This window comes from Mycolicibacterium novocastrense (assembly GCF_001570485.1).
Classification (GTDB): domain Bacteria; phylum Actinomycetota; class Actinomycetes; order Mycobacteriales; family Mycobacteriaceae; genus Mycobacterium; species Mycobacterium novocastrense.
Window position 1 is genome coordinate 168,054 of the sequence record NZ_BCTA01000052.1, and the last position, 13,803, is coordinate 181,856.

General features: G+C 68.5%; 16 protein-coding genes. 15 read left to right on the plus strand and 1 reads right to left on the minus strand.

Annotation, left to right across the window (positions count from 1 at the left end):
• The first annotated feature begins 59 nt into the window (after window positions 1-59).
• The 4 genes from RMCN_RS19855 to RMCN_RS19870 are packed head-to-tail and all read left to right on the plus strand — an operon-like array spanning window position 60 to window position 3,974.
• Entirely contained in the window at window positions 60-1,715 is a 1,656-nt protein-coding gene (locus RMCN_RS19855) for a PP2C family protein-serine/threonine phosphatase (RefSeq protein WP_067392759.1), read from the plus strand.
• Window positions 1,712-2,797 carry a cobalamin B12-binding domain-containing protein gene (locus RMCN_RS19860; protein ID WP_234787726.1) on the plus strand — a complete coding sequence of 362 codons (1,086 nt, stop codon included), beginning with the start codon at window positions 1,712-1,714 and terminating at the stop codon, window positions 2,795-2,797. Before RMCN_RS19855 ends, RMCN_RS19860 begins: the two co-directional genes overlap by 4 nt.
• A complete protein-coding gene (locus RMCN_RS19865) occupies window positions 2,794-3,150 on the plus strand; it encodes an STAS domain-containing protein (RefSeq protein ID WP_067392761.1) in 357 nt (118 codons plus the stop codon). Before RMCN_RS19860 ends, RMCN_RS19865 begins: the two co-directional genes overlap by 4 nt.
• Window positions 3,151-3,155: 5 nt before the next feature.
• Window positions 3,156-3,974 carry an MOSC domain-containing protein gene (locus tag RMCN_RS19870; RefSeq protein WP_064413905.1) on the plus strand — a complete coding sequence of 273 codons (819 nt, stop codon included), beginning with the start codon at window positions 3,156-3,158 and terminating at the stop codon, window positions 3,972-3,974.
• On the opposite strand, the gene RMCN_RS19875 is transcribed toward RMCN_RS19870, so the two are convergent.
• Window positions 3,931-4,824, minus strand: coding sequence for a LysR family transcriptional regulator ArgP (locus tag RMCN_RS19875; protein WP_409366062.1), 894 nt, complete (start codon window positions 4,822-4,824; stop codon window positions 3,931-3,933). The two genes, RMCN_RS19870 and RMCN_RS19875, sit on opposite strands and share 44 nt — an antisense overlap.
• Before the next feature lie 62 nt (window positions 4,825-4,886).
• Here RMCN_RS19875 and lysE point away from each other — a divergent pair, with 62 nt between their 5' ends.
• The 11 genes from lysE (at window position 4,887) to RMCN_RS19935 (ending at window position 13,794) form a co-directional block, all read left to right on the plus strand.
• Window positions 4,887-5,486, plus strand: coding sequence for an L-lysine exporter (gene lysE, locus RMCN_RS19880; protein WP_067392767.1), 600 nt, complete (start codon window positions 4,887-4,889; stop codon window positions 5,484-5,486).
• A 52-nt stretch (window positions 5,487-5,538) separates the two neighbouring features.
• Window positions 5,539-6,342 carry an SDR family oxidoreductase gene (locus RMCN_RS19885; RefSeq protein ID WP_067393091.1) on the plus strand — a complete coding sequence of 268 codons (804 nt, stop codon included), beginning with the start codon at window positions 5,539-5,541 and terminating at the stop codon, window positions 6,340-6,342.
• Entirely contained in the window at window positions 6,342-6,635 is a 294-nt protein-coding gene (locus RMCN_RS19890; protein ID WP_067392770.1) for an EF-Tu/IF-2/RF-3 family GTPase, read from the plus strand. The genes RMCN_RS19885 and RMCN_RS19890 overlap by 1 nt, the downstream gene beginning before the upstream one ends.
• A gap of 147 nt (window positions 6,636-6,782) precedes the next feature.
• The gene (locus tag RMCN_RS19900) at window positions 6,783-7,892 is read left to right on the plus strand and encodes a YeiH family protein (RefSeq protein ID WP_067392773.1); all 1,110 of its coding nucleotides are present in this window, start codon (window positions 6,783-6,785) and stop codon (window positions 7,890-7,892) included.
• Window positions 7,893-7,905: 13 nt separating this feature from the next.
• Window positions 7,906-8,823, plus strand: coding sequence for an ABC transporter substrate-binding protein (locus tag RMCN_RS19905; RefSeq protein WP_067392776.1), 918 nt, complete (start codon window positions 7,906-7,908; stop codon window positions 8,821-8,823).
• Between the two features lie 12 nt (window positions 8,824-8,835).
• On the plus strand, window positions 8,836-9,537 hold the full coding sequence (locus tag RMCN_RS19910; RefSeq protein WP_067392778.1) for a queuosine precursor transporter: 702 nt from the start codon (window positions 8,836-8,838) through the stop codon (window positions 9,535-9,537).
• A gap of 75 nt (window positions 9,538-9,612) precedes the next feature.
• Entirely contained in the window at window positions 9,613-10,302 is a 690-nt protein-coding gene (locus tag RMCN_RS19915; RefSeq protein ID WP_067392781.1) for a 5-oxoprolinase subunit B family protein, read from the plus strand.
• Window positions 10,299-11,186 (plus strand): 5-oxoprolinase/urea amidolyase family protein, encoded by an 888-nt coding sequence (locus RMCN_RS19920; protein ID WP_067393094.1) that lies wholly within the window; start codon window positions 10,299-10,301, stop codon window positions 11,184-11,186. The genes RMCN_RS19915 and RMCN_RS19920 overlap by 4 nt, the downstream gene beginning before the upstream one ends.
• 26 nt (window positions 11,187-11,212) lie before the next feature.
• Window positions 11,213-11,782 carry a GNAT family N-acetyltransferase gene (locus RMCN_RS19925; RefSeq protein ID WP_067392784.1) on the plus strand — a complete coding sequence of 190 codons (570 nt, stop codon included), beginning with the start codon at window positions 11,213-11,215 and terminating at the stop codon, window positions 11,780-11,782.
• A 186-nt stretch (window positions 11,783-11,968) separates the two neighbouring features.
• Entirely contained in the window at window positions 11,969-13,117 is a 1,149-nt protein-coding gene (locus RMCN_RS19930) for a uroporphyrinogen-III synthase (protein ID WP_067392786.1), read from the plus strand.
• Window positions 13,114-13,794, plus strand: coding sequence for a sirohydrochlorin chelatase (locus tag RMCN_RS19935; RefSeq protein ID WP_067392789.1), 681 nt, complete (start codon window positions 13,114-13,116; stop codon window positions 13,792-13,794). The genes RMCN_RS19930 and RMCN_RS19935 overlap by 4 nt, the downstream gene beginning before the upstream one ends.
• Window positions 13,795-13,803: the final 9 nt, after the last annotated feature.

Consider the following 13,803-nt stretch of genomic DNA (forward strand, 5'->3'; position numbering starts at 1 on the left):
GTGACGACCCGAACGCGACCGCTCGTTTCGCGTCAATGCATCGTCAGCGCGGCTGACCGATGAGCAGCGACGGGAGCGTGAGAGCCGAGGCGCCCGACGAGGCAGCCGCCTGGCAGTCGGTTCCTCACCCCGTGGTGAAGGTCGACCGCTCGGGAGTCATCCAGGGTTTGAGTGCGTCCGCGCGCGCCTTGCTGACCGACGCTGAGATCGGCACCAGGCTGGCGGACGCGACGCCGTGGCTGGCGCGCGCCCACGACCGCTTTCTAAGCGATCAGTCGGCCGACACCGGGAAAGCGTCGACCACCGGGAAGCTCAATGGGCGCGATTTCGAGGCACGCCCCGCGGCGCTGGCCGGCGGCGAGGTCGCGTGGTGGCTGGTCGAGGACGCCCACCGGTCGCTGTGGGACGTGCAGCAGGAGCTGGCCAGGGAACGGAAACGCGCGGCACTTCTCGATGACGTCTCGGCGGTGTTGATGGCGTCGCTGAACCTCGAGCGCTGTATGGAGGCGACGGCGCAGATGGCGGACCGCCATCTGGCGGACGCGGCGGTGGTCGTCGCGCCTGTCAGAGGTGCGCGGATGCCCGTGGTCTGCAGCGGACCCGATGGTGCCGCCGAACACCGCAGCGTGGATGCCGACCCGGCCGAGGTGTCGGGCCTGGGCGAGGCGCTTCGCGGGTTCCCGCCGGTGCCATCCCGCTGGATCGATCCCGCCTCGGTGCCGGACTGGTTGATTCCCTCGCATTTCGTCGGGCAGGTGGGGTCGGTCCTCATCACGCCGCTGCCCGGGCACGGCGTTCCCGCGGGCGCGCTGGTGCTGCTACGCCGCGACACTCACACGGTGTTCACCGAGAGCGAGGAAAGATTCGCCCGGCTGTTCGCGACCCGTGCGGGTGCGGCGCTCTCCGCGGCGCGGCTGTATGCCGAACAGTCGGCGATCACACGCACCCTGATGCGCGACCTGATGCCGCCTCAATTGGGACCGAACGGGGATTTCGAGCTTGCCGGCGGCTACCGTGCGTCAGCCGACCATGAGTTTGTCGGTGGCGACTTCTATGACGTCCATCCCGCCGCGGACCCTGATGGCGAGACGCTTGTCGTCCTCGGTGACGTCTGCGGCAAGGGTCTGGAGGCCGCGGTACTCAGCGGCAAGATCCGCAACACGCTGCAAGCGCTGGCGCCGCTCGCCGACCAGCACGAAGCGGTGCTCAAGCTGCTCAACAGCGCGCTGTTGACCCCCGACAACAGCCGTTTCGCCACGATGGTGCTCGCCTCCGTCGCGCGCCGCGAGGGTCAGTTGAGGCTGCGGCTGACCTGTGCCGGGCACCCGCCCCCGCTGATCGTGCGTAACGACGGGACAGTGGAGCAGGCAGACACCCGCGGCATGTTGGTCGGCGCCCTGCCGCAGTTCAAAGCGAGGTCGACCGAGGTTTCGCTCGCACCGGGTGAGACGTGCCTGCTCTACACAGACGGCCTGTCCGAGGCCCGCGGCGGCCCACTCGGTCAGGAGGCCTTCGGCGACGAGCGCCTGATCGGCGCGCTGGCGCAATGCGCAGAACTGCCCGCCGAGGCAGTTGTCGAGCGGATGATGATGCTCGCGTCGGAGTGGGTAACCGGTCGGGAACACGACGACATGGCCGTCGTGGCCATCACGGCGCCGCGCCGGACACATCTCAGCGCGGTCGACGGCCACACCGCAGGCAGGTACATAGCGTGAGCGGATCGGACATCGGCGCGGGAGTGACCGCGACCGATCCCGCATCGGTGCGCGAACGTCTGTGGGAAGCGGCGCTCGACGCCGACGAGCAGGCCGCGGTCACCGCCGTCTTCGCCGCTGTGGACTCGGGCATGACGCCCGAGGACGCGCTGCTCGAGGTGATCGCGCCCGTTCAACGCAGGGTCGGGACGGAGTGGGCGACCAACCGGATCACCGTTGCGCAGGAGCACGCGGCGACGGCGATCAACGATCGCGTCATCGCGGCTTTGTCGCAGCACCCGGCCGCCGGATCCCCCGACGAGGCCGGGCGCGTCACCGTGGCCTGCGTGGACGGCGAATGGCACGCGCTACCCGCGCGGCTGCTCGCCGAAGTTCTGCGTCTACGCGGCTGGCGGGTGGACTTCCTCGGTGCGCAGGTGCCGACGCCCCACCTGGTCGCGCACCTGCATCAGCACGCGCCCGACGCGGTCGCGCTGTCGTGCTCGATCCCGACCCGTCTACCCACAGCGCATGCCGCGATCAGTGCGTGCCAGGCCGCAGGCGTCTCCGTGCTCGTCGGCGGTGCGGCGTTCGGACCGGACGGCCGGTACGCGCAACTCTTGGGTGCCGACGCGTGGGCACCCGATGCCCGCGCCGCCGCGCAGTGCCTGCGCGCAGGCGTCGGCCGGCTTCGCCTCACCCCGAACCGGCCCGCCACGGACGAACTGCCGCACCTGGCCGACCAGGAGTACTCGATGGTCAGCACGGCCAAACCGCAGCTGGTCAAGTTCACCGTCGCCGAGTTGGAAAACCGATTCCCCGCGATGCAGGACTACAGCGAAGCGCAACGCGACCACACCACCGAGGACATCGCCCACATCGTCGACTTTCTCGCGACCGCCCTGTACATCGACGACCCCGACCTGTTCACCGGCTTCATCGCGTGGACGGCCGAGGTGCTCAGTTCCCGCGACGTCCCGGCGACGTCGCTGATCCCCGCACTGGATCTGCTGTCCGCCCAGCTGCAAGACTTTCCACGAGCTCAGCGTCACCTGGCCGCTGCGCGTACCGCCCTTACCCCCGACACCACACCGACCGCATGAAATTCACCCTGAAGACCGACGTCACGATTCCGTCGGCACGCATCCACCTCGCCGGCGACCTCGACTACGGACATACCGCACCCCTTCTGGATGTCGTCTCCGAGCTGCTGTCCACCGACGCCGGCGTGAAAGAACTGCGCCTCGACTGCACCGAGCTGGGGTTCTTCGACTCCACGGGACTGTCGGCTCTGCTGGTGATCCATCGGGAGGCGGCACGCAGCGGTGCCGTGCTGCACCTCGACAACCGGCCGCCGCAGCTCGACCGCGTCCTGGAGATCACGGGCCTGGTCGACCATTTCACCTCGGGTGAGGCCACCGCACCCCCACACCCTGATGAAATCGAGATCGGTTGACCGACATGACCGGACGCGTGGCCGCGCTGCAGCGCTACCCGGTGAAATCGATGCTCGGAGAAGTACGCGACCGGGTTCGAATCGGGCCCCTGGGCGTCGACGGCGACCGCCGGTACGCCCTCATCGACGAAGAGACCGGGCGCGTCGCCACCGCGAAGCACCCGAGGCGGTGGAGCACACTGCTGCAGTGCGCGTCGACCACCAGCGAGGACGGTAGCGTCACCGTCACCTTGCCCGACGGGCGCAGCGTGCCGGTCACCGAGGCTGCCGCTCCGCTGTCCGAGCTACTCGGGCGCACAGTGCATATCGCCGATGAGCGGGCTGCCGGCGTGGTTCTCGAGCGGTCCGACCCACTGGAGGTGCTCGAACACGGCATCGACGCCGAGTTCGATCCGGTGCTGCTCGAACTCGGGCAGGGCGCACCCGGCGGCGCGTTCGTCGACCACTCCCCGGTGCATCTGATCACCACGGCCACGCTCGACGCGATCGGTGTGGGCATATCCGAGGCACTGCGGTACCGGCCCAACGTCGTCGTCGACGTCGGGTCTGAGCCCTTCGTCGAGAACGAATGGGTGGGAGCCGAGATCGAACTCGGCGAGGTCACGCTGCGCGTCACCCTCCCCACCCCGCGCTGCGCCGTTCCGACACTCAAACACGGTGCGACCGAGCGACTCCCGGATGCGGTGCGCTACCTGCTGGAACACAATCGCGTCGAGGTCCCCGGCGGAGGGAAGCTCCCCTGCGCGGGGGTCTACGCCGAAGTTGTCGCCGTCGGCACCGTCAGCGCCGGCGACGAGGTGCGAGTACGCCCGCTGCAGCGGTGACCGCCTCGGTGACACGACCGACGATCGGGCTGTCCAGCTTCCAGCACTGCCAGAACAGCGGGACATCGAGATGTGCCCTCGCGATCCGCACAAACGATCCGTCGTCCAACTGCGGCCGGGCCAGCGCCTCGGGGAACATACCCCACCCCAAACCGGCTTCGACCGCGGCGCCGAAGCCCTCCGCGGTCGGCACGAAATGCTGTGGTCGGGAAATGTCGCGGTGAAACACCCTGCGCACCAACATGTCCTGCAGCGCATCGTCACGATTCCACGCCAGCGACGGCGCCCGACCGACCGCCGCCGCGGTGAAGCCGTCGGGCAGATACCGGTCGCGGTACTCCGGGCTGGCCACGGGGACATAGCGCATGACCCCCAGCGGTTGGACCCGGCAACCCGGCACCGGTGCGCGCTCGGTTGTCACCGCACCCATTGCGACACCCTCGCGCAGCAGACGTGACGAGTGGTCCTGGTCCTCGATGCGGATGTCGAACAGCACGTCGTCCAGGGCGGCGAGCACCTCGGTGAACCACGTGGCCATCGAATCTGCGTTGACCGCGATGGCGATTCGCGGAGCGGCGCCACCTCCGCCGCCCATCTCCGCGAGGGCCTCGGCCTCCAACAACGCCGTCTGCGCCGCCAGACGTATCAGCGGGATACCGGCTGCGGTTGCGGTGCAGGGCTTTTCGCGCACGACCAGCACCTGTCCGATCCGCTGTTCGAGCGCCTTGATGCGCTGGCTGACCGCCGACGGCGTGACGTGCAGCCGCGCCGCCGCCGCGTCGAACGAACCGTGCTCGATCACCGCGGCGAACGCCGCCAACTGCGCAGCATCGACGGTCACATTAGCAATGCTAATTCATATGCAGAATATTTAGCTGTACTGATGCTCGCCACGCTCTTAACGTCGGGGGCGTGACGTCTCCGCTGCTGGTGGGTTTCCTGGCCTCGTTCGCCCTGATCGCCGCGATCGGCGCGCAAAACGCGTTCGTGCTCCGCCAGGGGATTCGGCGTGAGCACGTGCTGGCGGTCGCCGCGGTGTGCACCGTGTCCGACGTCGTGCTGATCGCCGCGGGCATCGCCGGATTCGGGCTGGTGACCGCCGCACACCCCGGTGCAGTGGAGGTGGCCAGATACGGCGGGGCGGCGTTCCTCGTCGGCTACGGGGTCCTCGCGGCGCGACGCGCCCTGCGGCCCTCTGCGCTGACCCCCTCCGAGGAGGGGTCGGCGCGCCTGCTCGAGGTGCTCCTCACCTGCCTCGCGCTGACCTGGTTGAATCCGCACGTCTATCTCGACACCGTGGTGCTGCTCGGCGCGCTGGCCAACGAACACCGCGACGGACGCTGGCTGTTCGGTGTCGGCGCGGTCACCGCCAGTGCGGTCTGGTTCTTCAGCCTCGGTTTGGGGGCGCGCAAGCTTGCCCGGTGGTTCGCCACACCGACGACGTGGCGCGTCCTCGACGGGGTGATCGCGGTCGCGATGGTCGGGCTCGGGCTGTCGTTGGCCTTCGCCTGACGCAATCGGGTGATGCCGATCCCGCCCAAGCGGGTATGAAGAGGTGGTGACCATGCCTCCCAGCTCCCGCAAGGCCGTATTCATCACCGGTGCCGCCGCCGGCATCGGCCGCGCCACCGCGCTCACGTTCGCCCGCAATGGATTCGTCGTGGGCGGATACGACATCGACGAAGTCGGGCTCAAGTCGCTGGCCGACGACATCGACCGGTTGGGCGGCGTCGCACACACGGGTCACCTCGACGTCACCGACCCCGACGAGATGGCCACGCGGGTGGGCGAATTCGCCGCGGCCGCAGGCGATCGGCTCGACGTGATGATCAACAACGCCGGGATTCTGCGGGCCGGACGTTTCGAGGAGATGGACATCGCCGGCCACCACAAGGAGATCGACATCAACGCCAAGGGTGTCGTCAACGGTCTGTACGCCGCGTTCCCGTACCTGCGCAAGACCCCGAACTCGGTCGTCGTGAATCTGTCGTCCGCGTCGGCGATCTACGGTCAGGCCGAGCTGGCCAATTACAGCGCCACGAAGTTCTTCGTCCGCGGGATCACCGAGGCGCTCGACATCGAGTGGAACCGCTACGGCATCCGCGTCATCGCGATGTGGCCGCTGTACGTGCAGACCGCGATGACCCACGACGTCAAAACCGGTACGACGGAATCCCTCGGCATCCGGTTGACGGCGCAGGACATCGCCGATGCGATCGTGGAGGCCGTCGAACCGTCGAGGCTTCGGCGCGCCATCCACCAGGTGCACTTCCCGGTCGGAACGCAGACCAAGGTGATGACGTTGGCGTCGCGGTTCTCACCGGGCTGGCTGACCCGTTACGCCAACAAGAAGTTGTCGCGCTCCTGATGTTTCGGATGACGGTCGAGGACGTCTTCGCGATCCGCAACCGCGGTGTGGTGGCGACCGGCCGGGTCGAGGCGGGCACCCTGCGTGTCGGTGACACCGTGCACATCAACGGGGGGCCCGGCATCACCGTCGCCGCCATCGAGCAGTTTCGCAAGCAGCGCGACGAGGTCAGCGCCGGCGAGAACGTCGGCGTGCTGTTCAAGGACATCGAGCGGACGCAGATCAACCGCGGCGACGTGCTCACCGCGTCCGGCGAGGCGCCGCCGATCGAATCGACCACCATCATCTGCTGAGGTTCGATTCGCGCTGATCGCAACGGATGCCTGCGCGCGTTGCCCGACATACGGTCCGCGCATGAATGAGGACTGGCTCGCCGTCATTGTCGGCCTTTCGCTGCTCGCACTCGTCCTGGTGGGGGTGATCCCGGGAAGCGTGATCCCGTGACCGAGCAGACGACCGCAACGACGAGGCCGCAGACTTCGGGCGTCGGTTACGCCGTCGCCGGTGTGCTCGTGGTGCTCGCGCTGGGCGCGGTGACGCGTTACCTGGAAGCGCAGGTGCCGCAGTGGGCCGATGGCACCGCGTTCGAGCGAGTCGCGAAATCCATCGAATTCCCGGTGTACGCCATCGCTTTGGGACTACTGGGCAACTTCGTGTTGTCCCGCCTGGCCCTGCGCGACGCGCTGTCGCGCGGCTTTCGCACCGAGTTCTTCATCAAGACCGGCCTGGTGCTGCTCGGTGCGTCGATCAACCTCAAGGTGCTCGTCACCGCGGCGGGCCCAGCGATCGTCCAGGCGCTGCTGTTGATCTCGATCGTGTTCGGCTTCACCTGGTGGCTGGGCGGGGTGCTGCGGCTGGAGGACAAACTGCGCGCCCTGCTCGCGTCGGCGGTGTCGATCTGCGGGGTGAGCGCAGCCATCGCTGCGGCCGGCGCCGTGCAGGCCAAGCGCGAGCAACTCGCCTATGCGGCGTCCCTGGTGATCGCGTTCGCTCTGCCCTCGATCTTCCTGTTGCCTTGGCTGGCAGACGTTTTCAACCTCTCCGACGCGGTGGCCGGTGCCTGGATCGGCGGCAACATCGACACCACCGCCGCCGTCGCCGCAGCCGGCGCCATCGCCGGCGAGGACGCGCTGCAGATCGCGACGATCGTCAAGACCACGCAGAACGCGCTGATCGGGGTGGTCGCGATCGCGCTCACCGCCTACTTCGCGCTGAAGGTCGAACGGCGATCGGCGGCAGAGGCCCGGCCGTCGCTCGGCCAGTTCTGGGAACGCTTTCCCAAGTTCGTGCTCGGCTTCATCGCCGCGTCGATCGTCGGCACCCTGTATCTGGCATGGGGCGGGGACAAATCGGCGATCAGCACCCTCAACGATCTGCGGACGTGGTTTCTGATCTTCGCGTTCGTCGCGATCGGCCTGGAGTTCTCGCTCAAGGGACTCAGGGAGGCCGGATGGCGCCCGATCGCGTTGTTCGCGTCGGCGACCGTGGTGAACATCGTCGCGGCCCTCGGACTGGCCGTCGTGTTGTTCGGGAACTTCCAGGTCGGTTAGCTACGCTCGCCGGGTGGCCAAGGGGCTGACTCGGCGAGGGTTCCTGACGGCGAGCGCGGGCGCGGCGCTCGCCACCGCGGGATTCGCGGCCGGATGCGGTTCGGACAAGCCGGGCACCGTGGCCAAGGACGGCTCGGTCACCGTCAAGCACGCCTTCGGCGAGACCAAGATCCCGGCACCGCCCACGCGGGTGGTCAGCGCCGGACTGACGGGGCAGGACGACCTCCTCGCGCTCGGCGTCGTACCGGTGGCAGTGACCGAATGGTTCGGCGGTGAACCGTTCGCAGTGTGGCCCTGGGCGCGACCGAAACTCGGCTCCGCGCAACCAGCCGTGCTCAGCCTCGCCGAGGGCGTCCAGGTCGATCAGATCGCCGCGCTCAACCCCGACCTCATCGTCGCCACCAACGCCGGACTCGACTCGGACACCTACTTGAGGCTGTCGGAGATCGCGCCGACCGTCGCACAATCGGGGGCCGACGCGTTTTTCGAGCCGTGGAAACAACAGGCCACCACCATCGGGCAGGCGGTGTTCAAACACGACGAGATGCAAGCCCTGATCGTCGGCGTCGGCGATCGGTTCATCGCGGTCGCCGAAAGCAATCCCGGTTTCGCGGGCAGGACGGCGGCGCTGCTGCACGGTCATCTGTCCGGCGGTGAACCCCGGGCGCTCGCACCCGCATGGCGCGCCGAGTTCCTCACCGCGATGGGCCTGAACGTCACCGACGGACTCGACGCCGACGTGCTGATCTGGGCCACCGAGTCCGACGAGGAACAGGCAGCGCTTCTGGCAGACCCGAAGATCGCCGAGCGGGGCACGGCGAACATCTTCACCGGCAAGGAACTCGCCGGCGCGATCGCGTTCGCCTCACCGCTGTCCTATCCCCTGGTGGCCGATCAACTGCCGCCGCGCATCGCCCAAGCGCTGGCCTGAGAAGATTGCGCGGTGACCGCCGACGCCGAGGCCAAACACCGCGGGTTCGCGACCACGGGATCGGCCTACTATCCGACGCTGGTCGCGGTCTTCACCGGCCTGGTGCTGATCTCCAATGTCGCGGCGACCAAGGGCGTCGCCTTCGGCCCGATCATCGGGGACTGGTCGCTGATCACCGACGGTGGATTCGTCGTCTTTCCGCTGACCTACGTGATCGGCGACGTGTTGTCGGAGGTGTACGGGTTCAGGGCCACCCGGCGCGCGATCTACATCGCGTTCGTGATGGAGGCCCTGGCGGCGTTCACGTTCTGGCTCACCGCCGTGTTGCCGCCCGCCGACTTCTACACCAACCAGGCGGCGTTCGAGGCCGTGATGAAGCCGTTCACCTTGTTGGTGATCGCGGGGCTGGCCGGGTTCCTGGTCGGGCAGACGCTCAACGCGTGGGTCGTGGTGAAGATCAAGGCCCGGGTGGGCGAGAAGCATCTGTGGGCCCGGTTGATCGGGTCGACGGTCGTCGGCGAGTTCGCCGACACCCTGGTGTTCTGCAGCATCGCCGCGGCTGCCATCGGGATCAACACATGGCGCGACTTCGCCGTCTACGTGGCGCTGGGGTGGGTCTACAAGACCGGGGTGGAAGTGGTCGCGCTGCCCGTGACGTACCGGGTGATCGCCTTCATCAAGCGTCGCGAGCCGACGTATCGGCCCGCCGCTTGAGGCATCGCTAAAACTCCTCTGGCAAGGCTCATAGAGCAGGGGTATTGCAGGCTACTCGCGGGTAATTTCTCAGGTATGACCGTGACAGCCGAAATGGAACGTGGCATGCGAGGCGCCGGCTCCGTTCCGATCCGCGACTACGGAGACCGGGCGCTGTTGCTCGAGTTCGACAGCACCGCCGAGGTGTTGGCGTGGACCGATGCGATCCGACGGGCCGACCTGCCCGGTGTCCTCGACATCGTGCCTGCCGCGCGCACCGTGTTGGTCAAACTCGAGGGTCCCCGGTACCAGGCGCCGACACGTCAGCGTCTCGGCGGCTTACGCATCGACGCCGATCCGGAGGCGGAGTTGACACCGCCGACCGACGGCCGCGCCGACGTCACCATCGACGTCGTCTACGACGGGCCCGATCTCGACGACGTGGCCCGGCTGACGGGGCTGAGCCGCGACGACGTCATCGCCGCGCACACCGGCAGCCTGTGGCGGGTCGGGTTCGGCGGGTTCGCTCCCGGCTTCGCCTATCTCGTCGGCGGTGACCGCCGACTCGAGGTGCCGCGGCGCTCCGAGCCGCGGACAAAAGTGCCCGCCGGCGCCGTGGGGCTGGCGGGCGAGTTCAGCGGCGTCTACCCGCGCGAGTCCCCCGGCGGCTGGCAGTTGATCGGCCGCACCTCGAAAGATCAAGCGCTGCTGTGGGACATCAACAGGGACAACCCGGCGCTGCTGACGTCGGGCATGTGGGTGCAGTTCCGGGCGGTCCGGTCATGATGACGACGCTGGAGATCTTGCGCTCGGGCCCGTTGGCTCTGGTCGAGGACCTGGGTCGTCCCGGGTTGGCGCACATGGGGGTGGGCCGCTCCGGGGCCGCCGACCGCCGCTCGCACACACTGGCCAACCGCCTGGTGGCCAACCCCGGCGATCGGGCCACCATCGAGGTGACGTTCGGCGGGCTGGCGGCTCGGGTGCACGGTGGCGATATCGCGATCGCGGTCACCGGCGCCGACACCGATCCGTCGGTCGACGGAGTGTTGTTCGGCACCAACAGCATTCACTACGCCCGTGACGGTGAGGTGATCTCGCTCGGCGCCCCGCGCTCCGGTCTTCGGACATATCTGGCGGTGCGCGGCGGCATCGACGTCGAGCCGGTGCTGGGCTCGCGGTCGTATGACGTGATGTCGGCGATCGGCCCGCAACCGCTGCGGGCGGGTGATGTGCTGCCCGTCGGCGAACACACCGAGGACTTCCCCGAACTCGACCAGGCTCCGGTCGCGGCCATCGAGGACGACGTGCTCGAGTTGACCGTGGTGCCCGGCCCGCGCGACGACTGGTTCGTCGACCCGGAGGTGTTGATCCGCACGAACTGGCAGGCGACCAACAAGAGCGACCGTGTCGGCATGCGGTTGGTCGGCAGGCCGCTCGAGTACCGCTGGCCGGACCGGCAACTGTCGAGCGAGGGCGCCACACGAGGCGCAATTCAGGTGCCGCCGAACGGTTTTCCCGTCATTCTCGGACCGGATCACCCGGTCACGGGCGGGTACCCGGTGATCGGTGTGGTCGCCGACGAGGACATTGACAAGGTCGCTCAGGTGCGTCCCGGGCAAACTGTGCGGATGCATTGGTCGCAGCCGCGCCGACCGTTCGGGGACCGTTAGTCACACGACGCTGGTAGAAAAGCAGTGTGCATGTTCAGGATCCACTGACTTCCGTCGTGCGCATCCACAGCGCACGGCTGATCCATACCTCCGACCTCGACCCGGAGACCCGCGCGGACGCCAAGCGCATGGTCATCGGCGCCTTTGAAGGCGAGTTCACCGAAGTCGACTGGGAGCACTCGCTCGGCGGCATGCACGCGATGATCTTCGACCACGGCGCGCTGATCGCGCACGCGGCGGTGGTGCAACGCCGGCTGCTGTACCGCAACACCGCGCTGCGGTGTGGATACGTCGAAGCGGTCGCGGTGCGTGAGGACTGGCGCGGGCAGGGCCTGGCCCGCGCGGTGATGGACGCCGCCGAGCAGGTGATCCGTGGGGCGTATCAGCTCGGAGCCCTCAGCGCGAGCGACGCCGGCAGGCCGATCTACACGGCCCGCGGTTGGCTGTCGTGGCAGGGGCCCACGTCGGTGTTGGCGCCGGCCGGGTTGACCCGCACTCCCGACGACGACAACGCGCTGTTCGTGCTGCCCGTCAGTGTCGAGCTCGACACCAGCGCCGAGATCACGTGCGACTGGCGCGACGGCGACGTCTGGTGAGACTCACACCCGTGCCGCGTGTCAGGTGAGGGGAAGTTCACGGCGGGGTCACCGCGCGGCATGTTGATGCAATAACGCCTCGTTAACGTCCGATTTCATGGAGGGCTGCAGGCTTCGGGCGGTGCCGACACGCCTCGGAAATGACCAAGTAATCGCTTGGAAACATGCGCTGCCTACACAGGTTCCATGACTGAGCCGGACTGGGCGCCGCTGACCGGATTCCGGGTGGCCGTGACGTCCGCTCGGCGCGCCGACGAGCTGAGCGCGCTGCTACGCCGCCGCGGGGCGACGGTGACCAGCGCGGCCGCGATCCAGATGGTGCCGTTGCCCGACGACGACGAACTGCGCACCCACACCGAAAGCCTGATCGCTGTACCGCCCGACATCGTGATCGCCACCACGGGCATCGGGTTCCGCGGCTGGATCGCCGCGGCCGACGGCTGGGGGCTGGCGAACGACCTGACCGCGGCGCTCGCAAAGGCGCGCGTGGTGTCGCGCGGACCCAAGGCGACCGGTGCGCTGCGCGCCGCCGGGCTACCCGAGGAGTGGTCCCCGGACTCGGAGTCGTCACGCGAACTGCTGCACTACCTCGTCGAGGGCGGTATCGCCGGGCAGCGGGTCGCGGTGCAGTTGCACGGAGCCACCGAGGACTGGGACCCGTTTCCCGAGTTCCTCGACGAGTTGCGTGCGGCCGGTGCCGAGGTCGTGCCGATCCGGGTCTACCGGTGGCACCCGGCCCCGCACAACGGCGACTTCGACCAACTGGTGGCCGGCATCGCCGACGAGAAGTTCGACGCGGTCAGCTTCACCTCGGCGCCCGCTGTCGCGTCGGTGTTGCTGCGGGCCAAAGAGATGGACCTGGAGAACCGGGTGATCGCCGCCTTCCGCGGTGACGTGCACGCCATGTGCGTCGGCCCCGTCACCGCCCGGCCCCTGGTCCGGCTCGGCGTGCCGACATCGGCGCCGGAGCGAATGCGGTTGGGCGCGTTGGTCCGTCACATCACCGATGAACTTCCGCTGTTGTGTTCGCGCACCGTTCGGGTGGCCGGGCACCTGCTCGAGATACGCGGCACCTGTGTCCTGGTGGACGGCGCCGTCAAGCCGGTGTCGCCGGCAGGCATGGCGACGATTCGCGCGTTGGCCCACCGCCCGGGAGCGGTGGTGTCGCGCGCCGACCTGCTGCGGGCTCTGCCCGGCACCGGCACAGACACCCACGCCGTTGAAACAGCCGTGTTGCGACTGCGAACGGCGTTGGGCGACAAGAACATCGTGTCGACCGTGGTCAAGCGGGGTTACCGCCTGGCGGTCGAGGACGGTTTGGCGTACGCACCATGAGCTATCTACTGGTGGCGCACGGCACCCGCAAACGAAGCGGTGTCGCGCTGATCGGATACCTCTCCGACCGGGTGTCCACGGCGCTCGGCGCCGCGGTCCACGTCGCGTTCGTCGACGTCCTTGGCCCGACACCGAGTGAAGTGCTGCAGACGCTGGCCGATCGGACGATCCTGGTGCCGGCGTTCCTGGCGCGCGGCTACCACGTCAACGTCGACATCCCCGCGCACGTCGCGGCCAGCGGACATCGCGGCGTGACCGTGGCCGAGGCGCTCGGGCCCAGCCCGGCGCTGACGCGTGTACTCATGGACCGCTTGATCGAATGCGGTTGGCGGCCCGGTGATTCGGTGGTGCTGGCGGCGGCGGGTACATCGGATGCCGGTGCGTTGTCGGACTTGCGGCAGATGTCGGCGTTGTTGTCGGCGGTGCTCGGCGATCGGGTCGAGCTCGCGTATGCCGCCACCGGCGAACCACGCGTCGCCGACGCAGTGGCGCGGCTACGTCGTAGGGGTGCGCGCAGGGTGGTGGTGGCCTCGTACCTGTTGGCCGAGGGACTGTTTCAGGACAGACTGCGCGACAGCGGGGCGGATGCGGTCGCCGATCCGCTCGGCACCCATCCGGCGATGGTGCGGTTGATCGCCAACCGGTTCCGCCGGGCCCGCGTTCCGCTGGCGGCCTGAGGTTTGCCC

What these genes read in the sequence shown, in the direction of transcription:
- RMCN_RS19855 (WP_067392759.1), top strand. Translation starts at nt 60, where the DNA reads ATGAGCAGCGACGGGAGCGTGAGAGCCGAGGCGCCCGACGAGGCAGCC.
- RMCN_RS19865 (WP_067392761.1), top strand. Translation starts at nt 2,794, where the DNA reads ATGAAATTCACCCTGAAGACCGACGTCACGATTCCGTCGGCACGCATC.
- RMCN_RS19870 (WP_064413905.1), top strand. Translation starts at nt 3,156, where the DNA reads ATGACCGGACGCGTGGCCGCGCTGCAGCGCTACCCGGTGAAATCGATG.
- RMCN_RS19930 (WP_067392786.1), top strand. Translation starts at nt 11,969, where the DNA reads ATGACTGAGCCGGACTGGGCGCCGCTGACCGGATTCCGGGTGGCCGTG.
- RMCN_RS19920 (WP_067393094.1), top strand. Translation starts at nt 10,299, where the DNA reads ATGATGACGACGCTGGAGATCTTGCGCTCGGGCCCGTTGGCTCTGGTC.
- RMCN_RS19890 (WP_067392770.1), top strand. Translation starts at nt 6,342, where the DNA reads ATGTTTCGGATGACGGTCGAGGACGTCTTCGCGATCCGCAACCGCGGT.
- RMCN_RS19935 (WP_067392789.1), top strand. Translation starts at nt 13,114, where the DNA reads ATGAGCTATCTACTGGTGGCGCACGGCACCCGCAAACGAAGCGGTGTC.
- RMCN_RS19915 (WP_067392781.1), top strand. Translation starts at nt 9,613, where the DNA reads ATGACCGTGACAGCCGAAATGGAACGTGGCATGCGAGGCGCCGGCTCC.
- RMCN_RS19885 (WP_067393091.1), top strand. Translation starts at nt 5,539, where the DNA reads ATGCCTCCCAGCTCCCGCAAGGCCGTATTCATCACCGGTGCCGCCGCC.